Annotated in this window: 19 protein-coding genes; 13 read left to right on the forward strand and 6 right to left on the reverse strand. The window is 43.6% G+C overall.

Annotated features, from left to right (window positions below; all coding sequences use genetic code 11):
* Positions 1-105: 105 nt before the first annotated feature.
* The 3 genes from nudK to FPZ42_RS12510 are packed head-to-tail and all read right to left on the reverse strand — an operon-like array spanning position 106 to position 2,016.
* Entirely contained in the window at positions 106-690 is a 585-nt protein-coding gene (nudK, locus tag FPZ42_RS12500; protein WP_146271878.1) for a GDP-mannose pyrophosphatase NudK, read from the reverse strand.
* On the reverse strand, positions 680-1,228 hold the full coding sequence (rsmD, locus tag FPZ42_RS12505) for a 16S rRNA (guanine(966)-N(2))-methyltransferase RsmD (protein WP_146271880.1): 549 nt from the start codon (positions 1,226-1,228) through the stop codon (positions 680-682). Before rsmD ends, nudK begins: the two co-directional genes overlap by 11 nt.
* Complete coding sequence (locus FPZ42_RS12510; RefSeq protein ID WP_146271882.1) at positions 1,219-2,016, reverse strand: DUF3822 family protein; 798 nt, start codon at positions 2,014-2,016, stop codon at positions 1,219-1,221. Before FPZ42_RS12510 ends, rsmD begins: the two co-directional genes overlap by 10 nt.
* Before the next feature lie 69 nt (positions 2,017-2,085).
* Here FPZ42_RS12510 and FPZ42_RS12515 point away from each other — a divergent pair, with 69 nt between their 5' ends.
* A complete protein-coding gene (locus FPZ42_RS12515; protein ID WP_146271884.1) occupies positions 2,086-3,507 on the forward strand; it encodes an ATP-dependent DNA helicase in 1,422 nt (473 codons plus the stop codon).
* Positions 3,508-3,573: 66 nt separating this feature from the next.
* Here the strand turns inward: FPZ42_RS12515 and FPZ42_RS12520 are convergent, their stop codons facing one another.
* The gene (locus tag FPZ42_RS12520) at positions 3,574-4,911 is read right to left on the reverse strand and encodes a sensor histidine kinase (protein ID WP_146271886.1); all 1,338 of its coding nucleotides are present in this window, start codon (positions 4,909-4,911) and stop codon (positions 3,574-3,576) included.
* A 177-nt stretch (positions 4,912-5,088) separates the two neighbouring features.
* On the opposite strand from FPZ42_RS12520, the gene clpB reads away from it, so the two are divergent.
* The 3 genes from clpB (at position 5,089) to FPZ42_RS12535 (ending at position 10,051) form a co-directional block, all read left to right on the forward strand.
* On the forward strand, positions 5,089-7,689 hold the full coding sequence (gene clpB / locus FPZ42_RS12525; protein WP_146271888.1) for an ATP-dependent chaperone ClpB: 2,601 nt from the start codon (positions 5,089-5,091) through the stop codon (positions 7,687-7,689).
* Positions 7,690-7,925: 236 nt separating this feature from the next.
* A complete protein-coding gene (locus tag FPZ42_RS12530; RefSeq protein ID WP_222431578.1) occupies positions 7,926-9,545 on the forward strand; it encodes a hypothetical protein in 1,620 nt (539 codons plus the stop codon).
* A gap of 158 nt (positions 9,546-9,703) precedes the next feature.
* Complete coding sequence (locus FPZ42_RS12535) at positions 9,704-10,051, forward strand: phosphoribosylpyrophosphate synthetase (RefSeq protein WP_146271890.1); 348 nt, start codon at positions 9,704-9,706, stop codon at positions 10,049-10,051.
* Positions 10,052-10,131: 80 nt separating this feature from the next.
* Here the strand turns inward: FPZ42_RS12535 and FPZ42_RS12540 are convergent, their stop codons facing one another.
* Positions 10,132-10,689, reverse strand: a complete 558-nt coding sequence (locus FPZ42_RS12540; RefSeq protein WP_146271892.1) for a hypothetical protein — start codon at positions 10,687-10,689, stop codon at positions 10,132-10,134.
* An 86-nt stretch (positions 10,690-10,775) separates the two neighbouring features.
* Between FPZ42_RS12540 and FPZ42_RS12545 the strand changes: the two genes are divergently transcribed.
* From FPZ42_RS12545 to FPZ42_RS12565, 5 genes are all read left to right on the forward strand, one after another.
* Positions 10,776-11,081, forward strand: a complete 306-nt coding sequence (locus FPZ42_RS12545; protein WP_146271894.1) for a DUF3175 domain-containing protein — start codon at positions 10,776-10,778, stop codon at positions 11,079-11,081.
* Positions 11,082-11,162: 81 nt separating this feature from the next.
* Complete coding sequence (locus FPZ42_RS12550) at positions 11,163-12,443, forward strand: M16 family metallopeptidase (protein WP_146271896.1); 1,281 nt, start codon at positions 11,163-11,165, stop codon at positions 12,441-12,443.
* Between the two features lie 40 nt (positions 12,444-12,483).
* A complete protein-coding gene (locus FPZ42_RS12555) occupies positions 12,484-13,767 on the forward strand; it encodes a M16 family metallopeptidase (RefSeq protein WP_146271898.1) in 1,284 nt (427 codons plus the stop codon).
* Positions 13,768-13,935: 168 nt separating this feature from the next.
* Complete coding sequence (gene guaB / locus FPZ42_RS12560; RefSeq protein WP_146271900.1) at positions 13,936-15,408, forward strand: IMP dehydrogenase; 1,473 nt, start codon at positions 13,936-13,938, stop codon at positions 15,406-15,408.
* Between the two features lie 111 nt (positions 15,409-15,519).
* A complete protein-coding gene (locus FPZ42_RS12565; protein ID WP_146271902.1) occupies positions 15,520-16,104 on the forward strand; it encodes an LOG family protein in 585 nt (194 codons plus the stop codon).
* Between the two features lie 62 nt (positions 16,105-16,166).
* Here the strand turns inward: FPZ42_RS12565 and FPZ42_RS12570 are convergent, their stop codons facing one another.
* The gene (locus tag FPZ42_RS12570) at positions 16,167-16,769 is read right to left on the reverse strand and encodes a hypothetical protein (RefSeq protein WP_146271904.1); all 603 of its coding nucleotides are present in this window, start codon (positions 16,767-16,769) and stop codon (positions 16,167-16,169) included.
* 98 nt (positions 16,770-16,867) lie between these two features.
* Here FPZ42_RS12570 and FPZ42_RS12575 point away from each other — a divergent pair, with 98 nt between their 5' ends.
* From FPZ42_RS12575 to FPZ42_RS12590, 4 genes are all read left to right on the forward strand, one after another.
* Positions 16,868-18,043: a dipeptidase gene (locus FPZ42_RS12575; protein WP_146271906.1), complete on the forward strand. Its 1,176-nt coding sequence runs from the start codon at positions 16,868-16,870 to the stop codon at positions 18,041-18,043.
* 102 nt (positions 18,044-18,145) lie between these two features.
* Positions 18,146-19,102 carry a thioredoxin-disulfide reductase gene (trxB, locus tag FPZ42_RS12580; protein ID WP_146271908.1) on the forward strand — a complete coding sequence of 319 codons (957 nt, stop codon included), beginning with the start codon at positions 18,146-18,148 and terminating at the stop codon, positions 19,100-19,102.
* A gap of 258 nt (positions 19,103-19,360) precedes the next feature.
* On the forward strand, positions 19,361-21,676 hold the full coding sequence (locus FPZ42_RS12585; RefSeq protein ID WP_146271910.1) for a family 20 glycosylhydrolase: 2,316 nt from the start codon (positions 19,361-19,363) through the stop codon (positions 21,674-21,676).
* Between the two features lie 11 nt (positions 21,677-21,687).
* Positions 21,688-22,425: a hypothetical protein gene (locus FPZ42_RS12590; RefSeq protein ID WP_146271912.1), complete on the forward strand. Its 738-nt coding sequence runs from the start codon at positions 21,688-21,690 to the stop codon at positions 22,423-22,425.
* Positions 22,426-22,466 lie beyond the last annotated feature (41 nt).

A 22,466-nucleotide genomic window follows, 5' to 3' on the forward strand; every position in this document is an offset into this window, starting at 1 on the left:
TGGGAGGGGTGCGATGGATTGTGTAGTAGCAGGGAGGGGTGATCATCGCTTTTAGAAACCCCTCCCTACACCCTCCCCGGGAGGAATCGCACGTGCCCGTTACTTTTAGCTTACCAACCCATTTATCTGCGCATATTGTAGCAGCATTATCGTCTTCGCATCTTTTATCTCACCGGTTTTCACCATCTCAAGCGCTTTGCTAAACTCAAGTTCTAACACCTCTATACTCTCGGTTTCATCTGCCAAACCGCCACCATCACTTATTTTCATGTCTTTGCTATACTCGGCTACAAAAAAGTAAAGTATCTCAGTGACCGAGCCGGGCGACATGTACGCCTCAAACACTTTTTGCAACTGTGTTATCTTGTAACCGGTCTCTTCTTCGGTTTCCTTACGAATGCAATCTTTAGGGTTATGCTCGTCTAATAAGCCAGCGCAGGCTTCAATGAGGTAACCATCCTCGTTACCATTCAAATAAGTAGGCAACCTAAACTGTTTGGTTAAGATCACCGTGCCCTCTGCTCTGTTGTACAAAAGTATTACTGCACCATTGCCACGGTCATAAGCTTCACGTTGTTGGGCTTGCCACTCGCCATCCCTGCCTAAAAGTTCGTAAGTGGCCTTGCGTAAAGTGTACCAATTGTCTGATAACACGGTGGTCTGCAGATTTCTTACGTGGTTATTGCTCATCGGTAGGATGCTTAAAAAATGAAAAAGAAGAATGCCCGTATTTTCTTTGCTCTACAAAAGCCGGATGATTGGCCAGGTTTTGCATGCTTTGGTGTTCCACTATCAGCACACCATCAGGTTTTAACAGGTTGCGATCAAAAACTATTTTAGAAATCGTGGGGATCTTATCCAGGTCGTAAGGGGGGTCGGCAAATATGAGGTCATATTGCTCGGTTTCCATTGCCAAGTATTTAAAAACATCAGTCTTAAAGGTTTCTATCTGCGTAAGCCCATGCTGGCGCGCAGCGTCTTTTAAATAACCTACGCAGTGCATACTTCTATCTACTGATATGACTTTCTCGGCATATCGCGAAGCAAATTCCATAGAGATATTGCCCGTGCCGCTAAAAAGATCAAGCACGGTAATGCCTTCAAATTCTATTTGATTTTGCAGGATGTTGAAGAGCGCTTCTTTAGCAAGATCAGTAGTGGGGCGTACTGGTAAATTCTTTGGTGGATTAAGCCGCAGGCCTTTCAGTCTTCCTCCAATTATACGCATAGCAACAGGGCGGCTATAGCTAACAACTTGTGCGATTGTATATCGTAAGGTGCATCCAGTATGGTGATGCTGCTTAGCCTTACCTGTCCGAAAAAGTCTTTCAGGTAATTAAAATAACCGTCGGTGTCGTTTATTTCACCGCTTAGCACAAGGCGCATGTCTTTTGGCTCAAGCTGTAATTCTTTTGCAACAAGGGCGCAAAAGTAGGCCAGCTCTTCGTGGTTTTTTATACTGAAGGTATTGTTGAAGCGTAGTTTGTTGTACTTGTAATTTACTATCGATACTTTATCATGCCCGATGTTCAAGTACAAATTACTGCTTGTTGGGTAGTCGTTAGGTATGGCTTTAATAAAGCCGGCATCTTTATGAAAAACATATTGGTTATCCAGGTCTTTCACAGCATAAGTTAACGTTTCGTCAGCCTTATAAATGATTACGTTATCATCATCCAGCAGTTGTGAGAAAACCTTTTCGTTGTCTTTTACATCCAGCAAGCGCGCTATCTCGTTAACCCTGCCCGGTTCGTAAAGCGATTTTGGCAGCAACGTAGCAGCTTCAGCATCAAGGCCAATGAGCACCTCTTTGTAATTAGCGGTCAGTATATCGCGCAGTTGATCAGGATCACGCAGCTCGTCTGTGTTAAAATTTTCGCCCCAAGCTAACAGCTGTTTGCCATGCACAATGGCATAACTAAAACTGTTCACTTCAACTTGTAGGAGCAGGGTATAGCTATGCGCCTGGTTAAGGCTAAGATCGTTGCTGGTATAAAGGGTTTTATTCTCGCTCATGCAGTTAAAGCAAAAGTAATATTTTTTATCAATTACCTACATTAACATAGTTATTGGCATTTTTGTGCTATGGACGGTACCGAACACATCAGCAAAAGCTTTCCGCACCAGCCTACGGCACAGCAGCAGGAGCTTTTTTACAAGCTGCATCATTTTTTGGCAACCGACGATGGCGACGAATGCTTCATTTTGCGCGGCTATGCAGGTACGGGTAAAACCACTATTGTTGGTGCGTTGGTAAAAGCTTTGCCCAAATATAATTTCCGCTCGGTTTTGCTGGCACCAACAGGCCGGGCAGCCAAAGTGATAACCAACTACAGCGGCCGTAAAGCATTTACCATTCACAAACGTATTTATAGGAAAAAATCAGCCTTAAACGTTGACGAGGCTTTTGCACTGGCAGAGAATATGAGCGCCAATACGTTGTTTATTGTTGATGAGGCCTCCATGATATCTAATGAACACAATAGCGGTAATCGTGAGACGCTATTGCGCGATCTGGTGAATTATGTTTATAACACCAAAAATTGCAAATTAATACTTGTTGGCGATACCGCCCAGTTGCCGCCGGTTGGTACAATAGACAGCCCTGCGCTGGATTATAAATTGATGAAAGATTCCTTTGGGTTAGAAGTGCATACTTATGAACTTACCGATGTACTTCGCCAGCAAAAGGAATCGGGCATATTACATAATGTAACCAACGTGCGCAACATCATCAGGCAGGGTAAGGAAGTGATGCCGCGCATTGTTACCAAAGGCTACAAAGATGTTTACCGCATGCGTGGTGATATGCTGGAGGAAGGGCTTAATTATGCTTATAACAAATATGGTAACGATGATACGCTGATCATTTGCAGGAGCAATAAAAACGCTAACTTATACAACAAACAGATCCGGGGCCGCATACTTTACCGCGAAGAAGAACTCACAGGCGGCGACCAACTGATGATCGTACGTAATAACTATTTTTGGCTAAAAGATCAGGAAGACAGCAGCACCGGATTTATTGCCAACGGCGATATAGCCCGGGTAAAAAAAGTGCGACGCTTTGAGGAAATGTATGGCTTTCGCTTTGCAGATGTTCAATTGGAGTTTATAGATTATGCCGAAGACCCCATATTAGATTGCAAGGTGCTTTTAGATACCCTTTACTCAGAAGCCTCGGCGCTATTGGCTGATGACCAACGCCGCTTTTACGAGGAGGCTATGAAAGACTATGACCATATTCCTAACAAGCGCGACAAGTATAATGAGTTGAAATTGAATCCTTATTATAATGCTTTGCAAGTGAAATTTGGTTACGCTATTACCTGCCACAAAGCGCAAGGCGGCCAATGGGGGGCCGTGTTTGTAGATCAGGGTTATCTTACCGAAGAAATGGTAAATACAGATTTTCTTCGCTGGTTTTATACCGCCTGTACTCGTGCAACAAATGAATTATATCTGGTAAATTTTAACGAAAAGTTCTTTACAGATAGTGGTTCATGAGGTGTTTATGGTTCATAGATAATAGTTCATGGCAGCTACTAAGAACCATGATATATTAACGATAAGCTACTGTGCTTCCGGCAAAGTTATCGTAAATATACTTCCTTCGCCTTCTTTGCTTTGTACGGTTATGGTTCCGTTGTGGCTGTTTACAATATCGCGCACAATGCTCAATCCAATACCGGTTGATTGCTCGCCGCGCAAGCCGGTACGACCTGCGCCTGAAAAACGTTCAAATATTTTTGGGAGCATATCTTTAGGTATACCCGTTCCATAATCTTTAACCTGAATAACCAGATTCCGCTTATCGCGGTTAAGATACACCTCCACCTTGTCGCTAGCTTTAGAGAATTTAAGCGCATTGCTGATCAGATTATCCATTACACGCGGGAATTTCTCATGGTTCAGCATTGCAAGGGCCGATTTTACGTTGCTTATCAACAGCACGTTCTCTTTGCCACCCTGCTGTATCTTCCAGGTGCTTACAATGTCCTGTAAGCATTTATTAATATCAGTGCGTTGCAATTTCTCTGTTGATAGCCCCGCATTCTCGTTGCGGGCAGCATCCAGCAGGTCGTCAATAATAGTACGCGCTTTTATGCACGATTCGCGCATCATGTTCAGGTTATCTTCAGTATCCTCGTCAATATCATCAAGCGCCATCATCATGGTTAACGATTCAACGGCAGCGATAGGGTTACGCAGGTCATGCGCAACTGTGCCCAAAACCTGATTTTTAAAAGCGTTAGCTTTTTCTATCTGTGTTTTTTGCTCGCGGATCTCCACTATCTGGCCATAGTAGCTTGCTTTGTAGCTAAAGAAGTAGCGCGATGTGAGGTAAAATCCGGCTAACAAAATGGCCGATATCATTTGGTTGTAAACCATTTCTGTAGGGCTTACCTGCGCATGGTAGCACATAATGGTAAACAGCAGCTCAATCCCTATTAGTAAAACAATGGTTTCGTAATACTCAAAGGTAAATAGCATACTAACAACGCTCAAGGCAATGAGGTAAAGGGTTAAACTATTGCTTGGGTCTGATGTGGAGATAAAACTCGAGTACATTCCGCAGAGAACAATATAGATAGCGAAGACGAAAACGAAGAGCTCCATAAAGCTTGTGCTCCGTTTGGTTTTGCGCATTTCTGAAACGAGTAAGTGCGCAAACAGGTAAAAAAAAGGCGTTATCCCAATAAATAGCCAATTTATAAAGTTAAACTCCGGGAAATTCTGTGCTTTGGTAAGGCTCTCCGGAAACAAGTGATATAGTATCCTGATGATAACATTGAGTGATAGAAAAATGAAGCTGGCCGTACGTACGCTTTGCAAATTTTGATACGTGTAATAATTGCGATAGGGTTCGCGGTACTTAGGGGCAAGCTTGGCAAAAAAATGTGTTTCCAAAGTTAATAGTCAGGGTTTGCCAAAGTTATTAAAATGCAGGTTCCATAACAAATAGGTTTGATTGAAATAGTCAGTCGGGTTGACAATTTGTCTTGCTAATTTTAAATTAAATGCCAAATATTCAGGTTTTGCTTAGTAAACCTGCAATGGCAATAAATTTGAGTATAACTTATCGCTATGAATTTTAACAACTTTACCATAAAAGCCCAGGAAGCGGTACAAAAAGCTTCCGAAATTGCAGCCGGCAATCAGCAACAAGCTATTGAGCCGGCCCATTTACTTAAGGGGTTGCTTTTGGTTGATGAAAACGTTATCACCTACCTGTTAAAAAAACTTAATGTAAACCTTAACAGGCTTAACGAAACCCTTGACGAGCAAATAGCGTCGTTCCCTAAAGTGAGCGGCAGTAACATATACCTGTCGGCAAATGCAAACAGTGCCTTACAGAAAGCACAATCATACCTGAAAGAATTTAAGGATGAGTTTGTATCTGTTGAACATATTTTACTTGGCATCTTATCCGGCAGTGATAAAGCAGCCGGTGCCCTTAAAGATGCAGGCGTAAATGAAAAAGATCTTAAAAAAGCGATTGTAAGCCTTCGCGGTGATAACAAGGTAACCGACCAGAACGCAGAAGCTACTTATAATGCTTTAAATAAATATGCCCGTAACCTTAACGAGTATGCCGAGAGTGGCAAGCTGGACCCGGTTATTGGCCGTGATGAAGAGATTCGACGTGTGATACAGATCCTGTCGCGCAGAACAAAGAATAACCCTATACTGGTGGGTGAGCCCGGCGTTGGTAAAACTGCTATTGCCGAAGGTATTGCCTTCCGTATCATTAAAGGTGACGTACCTGAGAGTTTGAAAAGCAAAACAGTGTACTCTTTAGATATGGGTGCATTGGTAGCGGGTGCCAAATATAAAGGTGAGTTTGAAGAGCGCCTTAAAGCGGTTATCAAAGAAGTTGTGCAAAGCGACGGCGATATTATCTTGTTTATCGACGAGATACATACCCTTGTTGGTGCCGGTGGCGGCGAAGGTGCTATGGACGCCGCAAACATTCTTAAACCTGCACTGGCAAGAGGGGAGTTACGTTCGATAGGTGCAACCACACTTAACGAATATCAAAAATATATTGAAAAGGATAAAGCTCTTGAACGCCGTTTTCAAAAGGTGATGGTTGATGAGCCGGATACGGCTGACGCCATATCAATTTTGCGCGGACTGAAAGAGCGTTATGAGGCACACCACAAGGTGCGTATTAAAGATGAAGCTATCATAGCTGCAGTTGAAATGTCGCAGCGCTACATATCAGACCGTTTTTTGCCGGATAAGGCTATCGACTTGATGGACGAAGCTGCTTCAAAATTGCGTTTAGAAATGGATTCGGTACCTGAAGCGGTTGATGAACTGGAACGCCGCATTATGCAACTGGAGATAGAACGCGAGGCGATCAAACGTGAGAAAGATGATCATAAGGTAAAAGAATTAAGCGAAGAGATCGCTAACCTTTCCTCACAACGCGATTCGTTACGTGCCAAGTGGCAGGGCGAAAAAGATATTGTTGACGGTATAAATCAAAAGGTTGAGCAGATAGAAAACTACAAGCTGGAAGCCGAACAGGCAGAACGTGCAGGTGATTATGGTAAAGTAGCCGAATTACGCTACGGTACAATTGTACAGGCGCAAAAAGAAGTTGAAGAACTTAAAGCCGCCTTGCAGGAAAACCAGGACGATAGCCGCATGCTGAAAGAGGAAGTTACTGCTGATGACATTGCGGGTGTGGTATCACGCTGGACAGGTATCCCGGTTAGTAAAATGGTACAAAGCGAGCGCGAAAAATTGTTAAGTCTGGAAGATGAGCTTCACAAACGCGTAGCAGGGCAGGAAGAAGCTATTGAGGCCATCAGCGATGCCATCCGCCGCAGCCGTGCCGGTTTGCAGGATAAACGTAAACCAATTGGTTCATTCATCTTCCTGGGTACTACCGGCGTTGGTAAAACAGAATTGGCAAAAGCTTTAGCCGAGTACCTGTTTAATGATGAGAACTCCATGGTACGTATAGACATGAGTGAGTACCAGGAACGTCATGCCGTATCCAGGTTGATAGGTGCGCCTCCGGGCTATGTAGGCTATGATGAAGGCGGACAATTGACCGAAGCGGTTCGTCGTAAACCTTATAGTGTGGTGCTGTTGGATGAGATAGAGAAGGCACATCCTGATGTGTTCAACATATTGCTGCAGGTTTTAGATGACGGACATTTAACAGATAATAAAGGCCGGGTGGTAAACTTTAAGAACACCATCATCATCATGACCTCTAACATCGGTTCAAACATCATCCAGGAGAACTTCCAGGATTTTGAGGACAGCGATAAAGAAGCGGTGATAGCGAAAACCAAGAACGAGTTGTTTAACCTTTTGAGGCAAACTATCCGTCCGGAATTTTTAAACAGGATAGACGAGATCATCATGTTTACACCGCTAAGCCGTGATGAGATAGGGGATATTGTGAAACTTCAATTCAAACAGGTTCAACACACATTGGCCGAAATGGGTGTAACTATCGAGGCAACCGACGAAGCTTTAGACTGGCTGGCCCAATTAGGTTACGATCCGCAATTTGGTGCGCGCCCATTGAAGCGTGTGATACAAAAACGGATACTGAACGAATTATCAAAACAGATACTTGCAGGTAAGGTGGATAGGGACAGTAAGATAAAACTTGATATGTTTGATAACAACTTTGTTTTTATGAATGCGAATGAAGAATAAGTGCTGAGCGATAGCAGACCGGACGTTACACGGCTATGTGATTGATTGATGAATTTGCCGGTCTGCCATTCATAAACACAATTTAAAGAAAGAGCTGCCTTAGGGCGGCTTTTTTTGTTTATCTATGAAATGGGTCAAATAAGTTAATAATAACTTAATCTTTAAGAAATCACTTTATGCAACTTAAGCAGGAGCTTTAAACGTATAATTAAACATTTACTAATTAAACTCCTTTTATGAAACATTTCGACAAAATTACAATTAATGCGCTGGCATTAATGACCGCCAGTTTTATGGCTGCCGGATGCCAAAAAGCTACCGAGCAGGCAGGTATTAAAGCCGCAACGACACAAGCAGCCACCGCAAGAACGCTTAAGGTTGAGGCAGTATCGCTAACCCAGGGCTTTGAGGTTGGCTCAACCAGCCCTAAAACAGCTTATGACGTATCGCCCACAGGTTCTTCATCAGGCGATAATGTAACCCTATCAGGTAATACCTGGAATTTATATGATGCATTGATAGGTAACCTTTCAGCCGATCAGCGAAATGGCTCATGGTCGGCACGTATCCGTAATACGGGTAAGATCACCATGCTTTATGATGTTACAACCGGTATCAGCAGTGTAACGGTAAAAAGTGCTACATACAGCGGTGATGCAGCCAGTTCATGGGGCCTGTTCTACTCAACCAATGCCGGCAGTTCATGGACACAGGCGGGCTCTGCGGTAACCACAACTTCAACGCTGCAAACGCAAACCTTCACTTTTTCAGTGAGCGGCACCGTACGTATCGAGATCCGTAAACTGAGCGGTGGCAGCAGCCGAATCAATATCGACGATATCACCATTAACGATAATGGCAGCACCGGCGGTGGCGGCAGTGGTACCGTTATTACCGGTAAGAAATTCCTGTTTGATGCCAGCCATCTTGAAAATGCAGGTAGTGCAGACTGGCAGATAGATGCCGATGGTACTGAAAACGTTGCCTCATACACAGGTGGCACAACCGTTGAGCTAAAGGCGCAGCGTTATCCAACGCCGTCTTACACAGGTATTACCTCATCAACATCAGAAACTTACTGGACCGGCGGCATGTCTGCATGGGCAGTAGAACTGGTGAAAAAAGGCGAACTGGTAGAAACACTCCCGGTAGGTACAGCACTAACCTACGGTAATTCATCAAATCCACAGGATCTAAGCAATTACGATGTTTATGTAGTTGTTGAGCCTAACCGTTTATTTAGTGCGTCTGAAAAAACTGCCATCATGAATTTCGTATCAAATGGCGGTGGCTTGGTCATGGTGGCAGACCACACCGCTGCTACAACTGCCGGTACCGATGCTAACGGCTACAATCCATCAGACCGCGATGGAGATGGCTATGATTCTCCACGTGTTTGGAACGACCTGATGACCAATAACGGCATTAACAATAACAACCCATTTGGCTTCACTGTGAACTATGTTGACATCAGCGAAAAACCATCAAGCAACGTTTACACGGGTACCAATGCTAACGCAGCGAAAGTATTAAACGGTGCTGCGGGTACTGCTTCAAAGCTGGCCTTTTACAACGGTTCTACAGCAACGCTTACACCATCTAACAATGCCAATGTGCAAGGCCTCTTCTGGAGAACAAGTTCAACAAATGGTGGTAACACAGGTGTAATGGCTTTGCTGTCAACATACGGTAGCGGTCGTATATTCTTTATCGGCGATAGCTCACCATCTGATGATGGTACCGGCGATCCTAACGATAATTTATTTAACGGCTGGTCTGGCGATTCACCTTCGGGTTTCACTTCGCATCCGGCGTTGCATCTAAACGCTTCGCTATGGGCTGCAAAGGCACAATAAAATACACAAGTTTCTGAAGTGTAGCAGGGTAGCGCAATGCACCCTGCTATTTTATTTGATCAATAATCTTGTTACGATAAATAACACTGCCGGCTGAAACAACCATGATGTTTTTTGAGTTAATAATATTACATCATTATCACATAAACGCTACAATCATGAAAAATTTCGAAACATTAGTGGATGCCACTAACGACCTTACTAAAAGAGGTTATACGCAAAATTTAAGCCTTGAAGGCGACACTATCGACGACAAGTCCCAAGATATACACATGACCGCCGACGATTTTGAGATAGATGAGTTCTATCGTTTTGAAGGCCAAAGCAACCCGGACGATATGTCTATTGTTTACGGCATCAGTTCCGCTAAATACGGCATCAAAGGTATCCTGGTTAATGCTTATGGTACCTACGCTAACGATAGTTCATCGGCCATAGCAGCCAAGCTGCACCACCAACAGGTGAGTACTAACCTGCATGGTTCAGACAGACCGTCGAATAACTAAAGTTTTTTAAGTCAAAATTCAAAAGTAAAAAGTCAAAATTTGGGCTTCACAAATTGCGAAGCGTTTTAAATTTTGACTTTTTACTTTTGAATTAAAGCTAAAAGCTTTTTTCCTCTTGCTTGTATTGCTGCAGTTCCGTCGCGCATTAAAAATTGCAGTTGGTTAGCTAATTCCTCTTTTATCCAATCATATCGTATACTTAGATTAAACAAAACCTTCGCGGCAGTAGCTTTAACCGCCACTTTCACATTGGGATCTATCAACCAGTCGAAGCATTTTTCGACTACTGGTTCTAAATTTATGGCTTCCAATTGCTCGCGTATGTTAACAGGAGCGGTATCACGGGTAAGCAACATCAGCACTCGTGCAAAGTGTCTTTCGCAACTTGGGTTTGTAACATCTGGCACTCGCGATAAAATGTAGCCAATATTGGCAGCATACTTTTCGGGCTGTAAATGAAAAACGCTATCCAGCAGCCAACATGCCCTAAAGCCTATTTGGTGATTATGATGAAAGGTAACATCAACCAATTGGTTGATGTCGAAATTCTCCCCCATAACCTTAATAGAAAGATTTTCTATGAATTTCGCTCCGCGAATATTGGAAAGTTCTTTAATAAGTGACTCTTTGGTTAACATCTAAATAACATTGGTTAACATCTAAATAACATTAACAAAAACTTTATTTACGCTATCAAACTTACTTAAATATAAACCAGAAAATTATGCCGGTTAAGGGTAAGCACAAGAGGAACACACACAGGTGGTCGGCAAAGGTTACCGCTGCCAGTGATGCACTTGATCTGAAGGAAAATATCTTTAAAACCAAAGATCCTGAGAAGATCGCTGAATCATTAAAAGACTCTGCTGAGGAGAGCCATAAGCGAAAAGCTTCACCTTTTCAGAGTGCCATGTCATTGCTTAACTTTTATATTAACCGGGCGGGTAAAAACCTTACCAAATCGCAGAAGCGCCCGCTGGAGCAGGCGAAAAATAAATTGCGTAAATTATACGGTAGGCCCAATAAGTAATAACTCAACTGAAAAACTTACATAGTATGTATAGTACCGCTTACTAAAAATTATACATTTGCTAACCACTATTTAATATACATGGTTAAATTCAATCGCTTTACACTTGATAATGGCCTGCGCGTTATTGTCCATGAAGATCATACAACCCCAATGGCGGTGCTTAACATCCTATATGATGTAGGTGCCCGCGACGAAGATGCTGAACGTACCGGTTTCGCCCACCTATTTGAGCATTTGATGTTCGGCGGATCTGTAAATATTCCAAATTATGATGGTCCGTTGCAACGCGTAGGGGGCGAGAATAATGCCTTTACCAGCAACGATATTACCAACTATTATATCACCCTGCCATCAGCAAACATTGAAACTGCGTTTTGGCTGGAGAGCGACCGTATGCTTAGTCTTGCCTTTAGCGAAAAGAGTCTGGAGGTGCAGCGCAACGTGGTGATAGAAGAGTTTAAGCAACGTTACCTTAACCAGCCTTACGGCGATGTTTGGTTAAAACTTCGCCCGCTGGTTTATAAAACACATGCTTATCGTTGGGCAACTATCGGGCAAACCATTAAACACATTGAGGATGCCAGGATAGAAGATGTAAAGGCATTCTTTAAAAAGCATTACAATCCGCAGAATGCTATAATGGTTGTAGGTGGAGATGTAACTACTGAGCAGGTAAAAGAATTGGCCGAAAAATGGTTTGGTAATATCCCTGCAGGTGAAAAGTACGTACGTAACCTGCCTCAGGAACCTGCACAGCACGAAGCCCGCCGCGAAACTACAACCGGCAAAGTGCCGCTTAATGATATTTACATTGCCTTCCAGATGTGTAGCCGGGCAGATGCCGCTTATTATCCGGCAGAATTGATCTCGGACATTCTTTCCCGCGGAAATTCGTCGCGCTTATACAAAAGCTTGATAAAAGAGAAACAATTATTCAGCGAGGTGCATGCTTACATTACGGGCAGTGTTGATAAAGGCATGTTTGTGTTACAAGGCAAGCCGCTACAAGGTGTAAGTATGGAGGATGCGGAAGCCGCGCTTTGGGCCGAACTGGAAAAGATAAAGACAGAAGATGTGCCATTGGATGAGTTGACCAAGGTGCAGAACAAAACCGAATCTACCATGGTGTTCTCAGAAATGTCTTTATTGGATAAGGCCATGAACCTGGCTTATTACGAGTTGTTAGGCGATGCCAACGAATTTAACTACGAAACCGCTAAGTTTTTAGCTGTAACGCCATCGCAGATAAAAGAACAGGCGTTAAATATCTTCCGTAAGGAAAACTCATCAACGCTGATCTACCTTGCAGAACAGGGGAACAGCGTAAACGAACCCGAACTATCCGAAGCCGAAAATTGATCTTAAGAGCGGCCCGTAAAGGCTGCATAAATGTTACTAAATGACTGGACTTGACAGAATAACACCGCCACAATTTAATGGCGTTGAAAATATAAACCTTATTCACCCGGAGCGTAAAGAACTTGATAACGGCGCCAAAATGTTCATCTTCAATTCAGGAGAGCAGGAACTGGTACGTATCGAGTTTATTTTCAGCAATCTGCGTTTTGATCCAGCTAAGCCGCTTTTGAATGTGGCTGTGAACACCATGCTTAATGATGGCACCACTACCATGACTGCTGCACAAATTGCCGATAAGATAGACTTTTACGGCGCGTTCCTGCAGTTTGATTATGGTTCTGATAGTTCACAGGTTACGCTTTACACCCTTACCAAACATCTTAATGCCACATTACCAGTGGTTAAAGAAGTAATAACCGATTCAATTTTCCCGGAAAAGGAATTGGCTACTTACAAACGTAACCAGCAACAAAAATTACAGGTAAGCTTGCAGAAGAATGATTTTGTTGCCCGCCGCTTATTCAACCAGGCTATTTTTGGAGATACCATTTACGGTATTGCTGCGCAGGCAGAGGATTTTCAGTCACTCAACAGGGAGGATATGCTGCAACATTTTAAGCAGATGTATCAGCCAGGTAATTGCACCATCATTATAGCCGGGAAGGCAGGTGCGGAGGTAATTGCCGCCGTAACCAATACCTTTGAAGACGACTGGAATAATCAAACATCAAAAGGCGACACCACGCAGCCCGAAGTAAAATCGGCAAGCGAGCATTTTATCTACAAAGAAAAAGCTGACGCTTTGCAATCTGCCATACGGGTAGGTACACCTTTTGTAAAAAAGTCTCACCCTGATTTTGCAGGGTTACAAGTATTGAATACAGTTTTAGGGGGATATTTTGGATCACGGTTGATGAGCAATATCCGAGAGGATAAGGGCTACACTTACGGTATCGGATCAGGGATGGCATCGTTTAAAAATGCCGGTTCATTCTTCATTGCCTCCGAGGTTGGGGCAGATGTTTGCAAAGCTGCGCTAACAGAAGTAGAGAAGGAGATCAATCTTTTAAAAACAGAGGTGATCCCGGACGAAGAACTTTCGCTTGTCCGCAACTTTATGCTGGGTTCGCTATTAGGCAGCCTGGAGAACGTAATGTCCCATGCTGATAAGTTCAAGAACATTTATTTTTCTGGCCTGGATTACGATTACTATGACCGCTACGCTGAAACTGTAAAGAATATAACCGCCGCCGAGTTAAAAGCTTTGGCTAACAAGTACTACGATTTTGAAAACTTTTATAAAGTTGTGGTAGGCAAATATTAGGAGCTACGCAGATTTTAGATGTGCAGGTGTGCAAATGAATGTCATAGACGTTTAATTTTCCACCAACAATCTGCACATTTGAAATCTGCACATCAAATCTATTTGCATATTTGCACCCTTGAACGTATCTTTGCCCGGCAAATAATAACTCCAATATAATTATTTGCTATGCAGTTAGACCCATCTAAATTTGTCGCCGAAGGATTAACTTACGACGACGTATTGTTACTCCCCGCATACTCTGAAGTTTTACCACGCGAAGTTGACACGAGTTCTTTTTTAACTAAAAAGATCCGCTTAAATATCCCAATTATTTCGGCTGCGATGGATACGGTTACCGAGGCTGGTTTGGCTATTGCCATTGCGCAGGCGGGCGGTATAGGCATGCTGCATAAAAACATGACCATAGAAGCACAAGCTGATGAGGTACGCAAGGTAAAGCGTTCTGAAAGCGGCATGATACAGGAACCAGTAACACTATCAGAAGAGGCCTTATTGTCTGATGCAGTTAATATCATGCGCGAGTACGGCATAGGTGGTATCCCGGTCGTTTCAGCAGATAGTAAACTAAAAGGTATCATTACTAACCGCGATCTTCGTTTTCAGAAAGACCTTACCGTACCTGTGAGCCAGGTAATGACCAAAAATAATTTGATCATAGCTCCGGAAGGTACAACTCTTGAGGATGCAGCTGCTATTCTGCAGGATAATAAGATTGAAAAACTGCCAGTTGTTAATAAAGACGGTAAGCTGGTTGGTTTAATTACTTATAAGGACATCCAAAAAGTTAAAATATTCCCTAACGCTTGTAAAGATGAGTTTGGTCGTTTGCGTGTTGGCGCCGCCGTTGGTGTTGCTGCCGATAACATTGACCGTGTTACTGCCCTTGTAAAAGCAGGTGTTGATGTAATTACCGTAGATACAGCTCATGGCCATTCAAAAGGAGTTATTGATATGGTTAAGGCGGTTAAAAAACTTTATCCTGATCTGCAGGTCATAGCAGGTAACATAGCAACCGGCGATGCAGCCAAAGCCCTTGCCGAAGCTGGAGCCGATGCCGTTAAGGTAGGTATTGGTCCCGGTTCTATCTGTACTACCCGCATTATTGCAGGTGTAGGCGTACCACAATTATACGCCGTTTATGAATGTGCTAAAGCCCTTGAAGGTACCGGCATCCCGGTTATTGCTGATGGTGGAATCAAACAAACCGGTGATATGGTTAAAGCCATAGCTGCGGGTGCAAGTACCATTATGGCAGGTTCGTTGTTTGCAGGTGTTGAAGAATCGCCGGGTGAAACCATTATTTACGAAGGCCGTAAATTTAAATCGTACCGGGGTATGGGTTCTATCGAGGCAATGGCCAAAGGTTCAAAAGACCGTTATTTCCAGGACGAGACTGATGTGGTCACCAAACTGGTACCGGAGGGTATTGTAGGTAGGGTGCCGTTCAAAGGCAACATGGCCGAGGTTGTTTATCAATACATTGGTGGCCTGCGTGCAGGTATGCACTATTGCGGCGCTGCAACTATCGAGGATCTGCAAAAAGCCCGTTTTGTTCGTATCACTGCTGCCGGCATGCGCGAAAGCCATCCGCACGATATCACGATAACTAAAGAAGCACCGAATTATACCTCAAGATAAGGTATTAGAGGTTGGAGATTAGAGATTAGATTTGTGAAATTCTAAACTCTGATCTCCAAATTCTAAATACAAAAGCCCTAATCTCCAATTAACTAATCTCTAATCAACTAAATGCATAGCATTACTATTTTCTGCGGTGCCAATTACAACGGCGATCCTCAACTTAAGCAAGCTATAGAAACCCTGGCTGACGTTTTTGTAGCAAAGAACATCAAATTGGTTTATGGTGGCGGCAAAGTAGGGGTAATGGGCTTAATTGCTGATGCGATGCTTAGCAGAGGTGGTGAAGTGATTGGTGTTATCCCGCAGTTTTTGATGGATAAGGAAGTCGGGCATATGGGAATCACAGAACTGCATGTGGTTGATAATATGCATCAGCGAAAGCAGATGATGAATGATCTTTGCGACGGCATCATCATGCTGCCGGGAGGTTTTGGTACGCTCGAAGAATTTTTTGAAGTGCTTACCTGGCTGCAGCTGGGCTTACACAACAACCCGGTAGGGGTGCTTAACATTAGCGGTTTCTACGACAATCTGCTGAAGCAAATGGATGTGATGGTTGAGCAGCGGTTTTTGAAACCGGCCAACCGCAAACTGGTACTTACGTCTGCCGACCCTGTAGAACTGGTAAGCCTTATGGAAAATATCGAACTCAAACCCGATGAGGTTTGGTTTAAAGATAAAGATCTGACGTAGATGAACTTTGGATTACTGAATTATAGATGATTCGATAATTCAGTAATTAAATAACTCAACAATTAAATACTTGCTGGTCTAACATACATTCTTATTCTATGAGTGGGGCTGATGGTTACAATGCCGCTGGTTACTTCTTTGTTAGATAATACGATATACATCTCTACCTCAGTTCCGTTTTTGGTAAAAACATCTTTCCTTTTAAACTTTCCTGCTTCAATTAACGAGGTGTCATCAAGTGAGCCTGTGGTTTGTGGCTTGCCATAAGTGTCGCCCACTTGCTTAAGCAGCTCTTTGTATTTGGTAATGTAGTTATTGAGCACAGATATAGGCTGCGTAGTTGAATGATGATCGGATGTGAAATTGCTGTCATCCCACTCATACATTACGTTATTGATGGTCGAATCTTTCGCGTTAGGGAAATAGTAAACCCATAAATTAGGCACCGTAGCTTCCTGGCGCTCAAACACTACAGGATCTGCAATACCCGGCGGGTTCATATAAGTAGATGATGGCGTAACAAGTTTACTGTTAGATGCTATTTCGCGGTTGCGTATCTCGCTTATATGTTTGTCTTTAAAATCGAAAATAAGTTGTGCAACTGCAGTTTCGCAGCAAATAGCTATAAATAAAAGTATGGCAACAGCCTTTCTTAAATACTTCATAATAAAATAGGTACAGAGCGAAATTGGAGCCGCCCTAATTGGTTATTGCTAAAGTAAGTAAATTAGCCGAATTAACTGCCAATTGTTTAACTTACACTATGAAATACTACCTTTTGGTTGTGATATTGTTTTCACAGATCAGCGTTTTCGCACAAAATTCAAATCAGTTACATCAAAAAGCAAATCTTATTGATACCCATAATGATGCTATATCAAATGAACTGATAACAGGAGTTGATCTGGGCAAACTGCAGCCCAACGGCAACTTTGACCTGGTTCGTGCTAAGCGTGGCGGCTTAAGGGGTCAGGTATTCTCTATATGGTGCGGCGACCAGTACGGCAACGGTACAGCTTTTAGGTTTGCTAACAGGGAGATAGATTCGCTCGACGCTTTAATTAAACGCTATCCCGCCAAGATAAAACTGGTGCGCACAGCTGCTGATCTGCAACAGACCGTACGGCAAGGTAAGCTTGCAGCGATGATAGGCGTGGAGGGTGGTCACATGATAGAAGACAGGCTGGATTATATCGATAGCCTTGCAAAGCGTGGCATGATCTATCTGACCCTTACCTGGAATAACAGCACCTCATGGGCTACATCTGCCCGGGATGAAGTGTTGCACGGCGACACTTTGAAACATAAGGGACTTACCGATTTTGGCAAGCAGGTAGTGAAAAAGCTGAACAAGCTTGGCGTAATGATAGACCTTTCTCATCCTGGTGAGCAAACATTTAATGATGTAATGTCCCTTACAACAAAACCCGTTATTGCATCGCATAGCTGCGCTTACGCACTGGCTCCCCATCGTCGTAATTTAAAGGACTACCAATTAAAGGCAATAGCCAAAAATGGTGGTGTTGTCTTTATCAATTTTTATAGCGGCTTTTTAGATAGCACTTACGATGCCAGGCACGAGCTTTACCTGGCAAAGCATAAACCGCAACTGGATTCGCTTATAAAAATTTATAACGATTATGACCTTGCCAGCATTCGCTTAAATGCTATCAATAAAGCAGAGGCCGATCAGCTTAGGCCGCCTTTGAGCCTGCTTATTAAACACATCGATTACATGGTGAAGTTAATCGGTGCGGACCATGTTGGCATAGGATCTGATTTTGATGGTGCAGAGTCTTATCCGTTAGGGTTAGACAGTGTTACCGATTACCCGAAGCTTACTGCAGAGTTGATCAAACTTGGTTATAGCAAACAGGATGTAGATCAGATATTAGGAGGTAATTTCATTAGGGTACTAAAAGCAAATAAGGGTAGCTAAAGCATTATCAACAACCACCGTTTAACGTTAATAAGTTTTACGGCGTACTGACTGTGCTTTTTTTAGTTTTTGTTAACTTCGCATCTCAATACAAAGAAATAAATGTCACAAGATACTGAACACGTAAAATGTTTGATCATTGGCTCGGGCCCTGCTGGGTACACTGCAGCTATTTATGCATCGCGCGCCGATCTTAAGCCGGTAATGTATACCGGTATGCTGGCTGGCGGGCAGCTTACCCAAACCACCGAGGTAGAAAACTTCCCGGGCTATCCCGATGGCGTTTTAGGCCCGGAGATGATGGAAGATTTCCGTAAGCAGGCTGAGCGCTTGGGTACTGACATCCGCTTCGGGTACGTTAGCGCTGTTGATTTTTCATCTTTACCACACAAGGTTACTGTTGATGAAAGCAAAACCATTTTAGCTGATACGGTTATTATTTCTACCGGTGCATCTGCAAAATGGTTGGGTTTGGAGTCTGAGCAAAAATACAGTGGCTTTGGTGTTTCGGCTTGCGCGGTGTGCGATGGTTTTTTCTTTAAAGGGCAGGACGTAGCCATAGTTGGCGCGGGAGACACTGCGGCAGAGGAAGCTACTTACCTGGCTAAAATGTGCCGCAAGGTTTACATGATCGTTCGTCGCGAAGAGTTTCGTGCATCAAAAGCGATGGTTCACCGCGTGTTGAATACGCCGAATGTAGAAGTACTTTACAATACCGAGACCATTGAGATAATGGGAGATGGAACCGCAGTAAACGCAGTTAAAGTTTGCAATAACCAAACACAGCAAGAAACCATTTTGGATGTTACCGGCTTTTTTGTGGCTATCGGTCATAAACCTAATACAGATATTTTCCGCGGAACTATCAATATGGATGAGACCGGTTACATCATAACCCGTCCCGGCTCAACAGAAACAAATATTGAGGGCGTATTTTGCTGTGGCGATGCACAGGATCATATCTATCGCCAGGCAGTAACTGCCGCAGGTACAGGTTGTATGGCCGCCATTGATGCAGAGCGTTACCTGGCTGCTAAAGAGCATGTTGTAACGGCGTAGTTAGTGATTAGAGATTGGTGATCAGAGATTAGGTTGGAAAAAAAATCTAAATACTAATCTCTAAATCCTAAATAGGCAGGGAATTAACCACTAAACACCAAACTCTGATTTCTCTTCCTAAAAAACTTTAAAAAGGCTGGTTCTTAATAACGAACCGGCTTTTTTGTTTCTATTCAGGTAATTTTTGTGTGATATTGACGCATTATTTTCAAATAATGTTAAATTCACAGCTCATTTATTCACCTGAAGTAATACATCATGCATAAAAAGCTAACTGCTTTATTGTTCTCCTGCCTCTTGATATCGTCTGTTAAAGTTAACGCCCAGGATACCGATCCTTATGCGGGTATCATCCCGGCACCGGTATCTGTCAAAAAAGCTCCTGGTGAGTTTGTTCTTAGTCAGGAAACTATGATACAGGCAGATACTCCTGACAATAAAGCAGTTCAGTTTTTTTCAAAATACATGGCCGATAACATGGCCTACAACAAGCAGGCGGCCGCGCGAAACGCACGTGTAAGCACTACAAGTATTGTTTTTACTGCGGCAGGTACAGAGAATTTGCCCGCTGAAGGTTACCGCTTAACCATTACACCAAACCAGGTTACTGTTGCAGGTAAAGGTGCAGGCCTTTTTTATGGTGTGCAAACGCTTATTCAATTGATGCCGCTTGAACATGGCGGAACTGCCAAACTACCTGCTGTAACCATTGAAGATTATCCCCGTTTTGGCTACCGTGGAATGATGTTAGATGTGTGCCGCCACTTTTTTAATGTGGAGTTTGTGAAGCGTTACATCGATCTGATGGCGGCTTATAAACTCAATCGTTTCCACTGGCATTTAACAGACGACCAGGGATGGCGTATCGAGATCAAAAAATATCCGAGGCTAACATCAGTAGGAAGCTTTAGGAAAGAAAGCGTGATAGGTAATTACAAAGACCGCCAGCCGCTGCAGTATGATGGCGTGCCGGTATCAGGTTATTATACGCAGGATCAGATCCGTGATGTGGTAAAATATGCAGCCGACCGTTATATTACAGTGGTGCCTGAGATTGAAATGCCCGGCCATGCCCTGGCAGCGCTTGCCGCTTACCCGGAACTAAGCTGTAACCCAAATTTGAAATATGAGGTGAGTGGTAAATGGGGCGTGTTTAATAATATCTTTTGTCCGTCAGAAAAAACGTTTGGCTTTTTACAGGATGTGTTGACCGAGGTGATGGAACTGTTCCCGAGCAAATATATCCACATTGGTGGCGACGAAGCACCGAAAGAAGTTTGGAAGCAATCTAAATTTTGCCAGGACCTTATCAAACGCCTCAACCTGAAAAACGAACATGGTCTGCAAAGCTACTTTGTGCAGCGTATGGAAAAGTTTGTAAACAGTAAAGGCCGCAGCATCATTGGTTGGGACGAGATATTGGAAGGCGGCTTAGCGCCTAACGCAACCGTAATGAGTTGGAGAGGCGAGGAGGGTGGTATTGAGGCTGCCAAACAAAACCACGATGTGATCATGACGCCGAGCAGTCAGGGTTTATATTTCGACCATACTCAGGGTAAACTTAACCAGGAGCCGGTTGGCATTGGTGGCAACGCACCTATTCAGAAAACTTATGCTTATAACCCGACGCCGGCAGCACTAACGCCTGACCAGCAAAAGTATATCAAAGGCGTGCAAGCCAACTTATGGACGGAGTATATTACAACCGAAAATAAGGTGGAATATATGGTGCTGCCGCGCATGTTGGCACTGTCTGAAGTTGCCTGGAGCCCGTTGGCTAATAAAAACTTTAAGGACTTCTACGAAACCCGCCTGCCCGATCATTTGGCATGGTTCGACAAGAATGGCTATAACTTCCGTGTACCACCGGCCATCGGCGCGGCTGATACGGTAATGATAGCGCCAACTATGACTGTGAATCTTAAATCGCCGGTTAAGGGTGCCAAAATTTATTACACCATTGACGGTTACACACCCCGCGAAACGGAATTACTTTACACCGGCCCGATAACATATCAGGTGCCGTTGAACGAATATCGCGATCTGAAAACTATTGTGGTAACTCCGGCTGGCCGCCGTAGCAGCATTACTGCCGCCAAGGTATTTAACAAGCGCCCGCTTCCACCTGTTGCTTACAACGGCAATACGCCTGGTATGAAATATCAGGTATCTGAAGGTACTTATATCAATACCACCCAGATAAACCCGGCGGCTGTAATTGATACCGGTGTAGCAAAAAGCTTTAGCACCGCACTAAGTGCCTTCAAAAAATCGTTTGACAAGTATGGCGTAATATTTACCGGTTACCTGCGAACAGATGTTGATGGCGTTTACAGTTTTTCAACAGCATCATCAAACGGTTCGATATTGATGGTAGATGAGATACCTATTGTTGATAATGATGGTCGCACAGGTTTAATTGAGCAGCAGGGTGCTATTCCGTTGCAGAGAGGTTACCACAAAATCACTATTAAGTATGTGGATGCCAATACATCGGGCAGTGGCTTACGTGTTTACATGACCATACCCGGTAAGCCTAAAGGTGAAATTTCGCCGGATATGATGTATAATTAATAGCCGAAATAATGTTAAAAGGTAGATACTCACTTGTAGTTGCTGCTTTGGCGTTACTTGCCGCATGCAGTAGTAATGATAAAAAGCCGGTTAAGGCCAGCGCACCTCCCAAGCCCGCTTTGATGGCGCCCTTCAGGTATCATAAGGCAATAGAGGTATCGCCGGGGCAAACTTATGATGTGGTAAGCTGGGGCCGGGGCTCAACCGATGCCGGTGCGTTTGCTATACTCCATTCAGATTCTGCAGCTATCAAATACACAACCACCACCGGCGACCTCGACGGCAGCATTACCGACGTTTTTAACGCCGATATGGACAACGACGGCAATCCCGAGATATTGATACAGGCTAAAGCAAAAGATACGGTAAGCTACGCACGCATCTACGCTTTTGAATTTAATAACAGCGGTGCCAATAAGTTAGATTTTCCTAAGCTCACCAACTCGCAGCGTAGGGGCTATCGCGGAGGTGATAATTTCTATATCAAGGAAGGTAAGCTGATCCGAGAGTTTCCTATTTATAGTAGTAACGATTCTTTAGCCAAAACTACAGGCGCAACCCGCCAGTTAGAATATAGCCTGCGCAGCAATAGCTTTTCGGTTAAACAGTTAAGTAAAGACTCGACAGATGTTGTGCCAACCGCTGTTCAACAAACAAAAAAATCAGATCAGACTTCAAAGCAATCGGTATCAAGATCGAGCAAGAAAAAACGTTCTGAAAGCCGCAGGGGGAGAAGAAGGCGTAATTAAGAGCTTAAATGCTTAGCGGCAGGAGATTCCTTGCTAACAGA

The organism is Mucilaginibacter achroorhodeus (genome assembly GCF_007846095.1).
Lineage (GTDB): Bacteria > Bacteroidota > Bacteroidia > Sphingobacteriales > Sphingobacteriaceae > Mucilaginibacter > Mucilaginibacter achroorhodeus.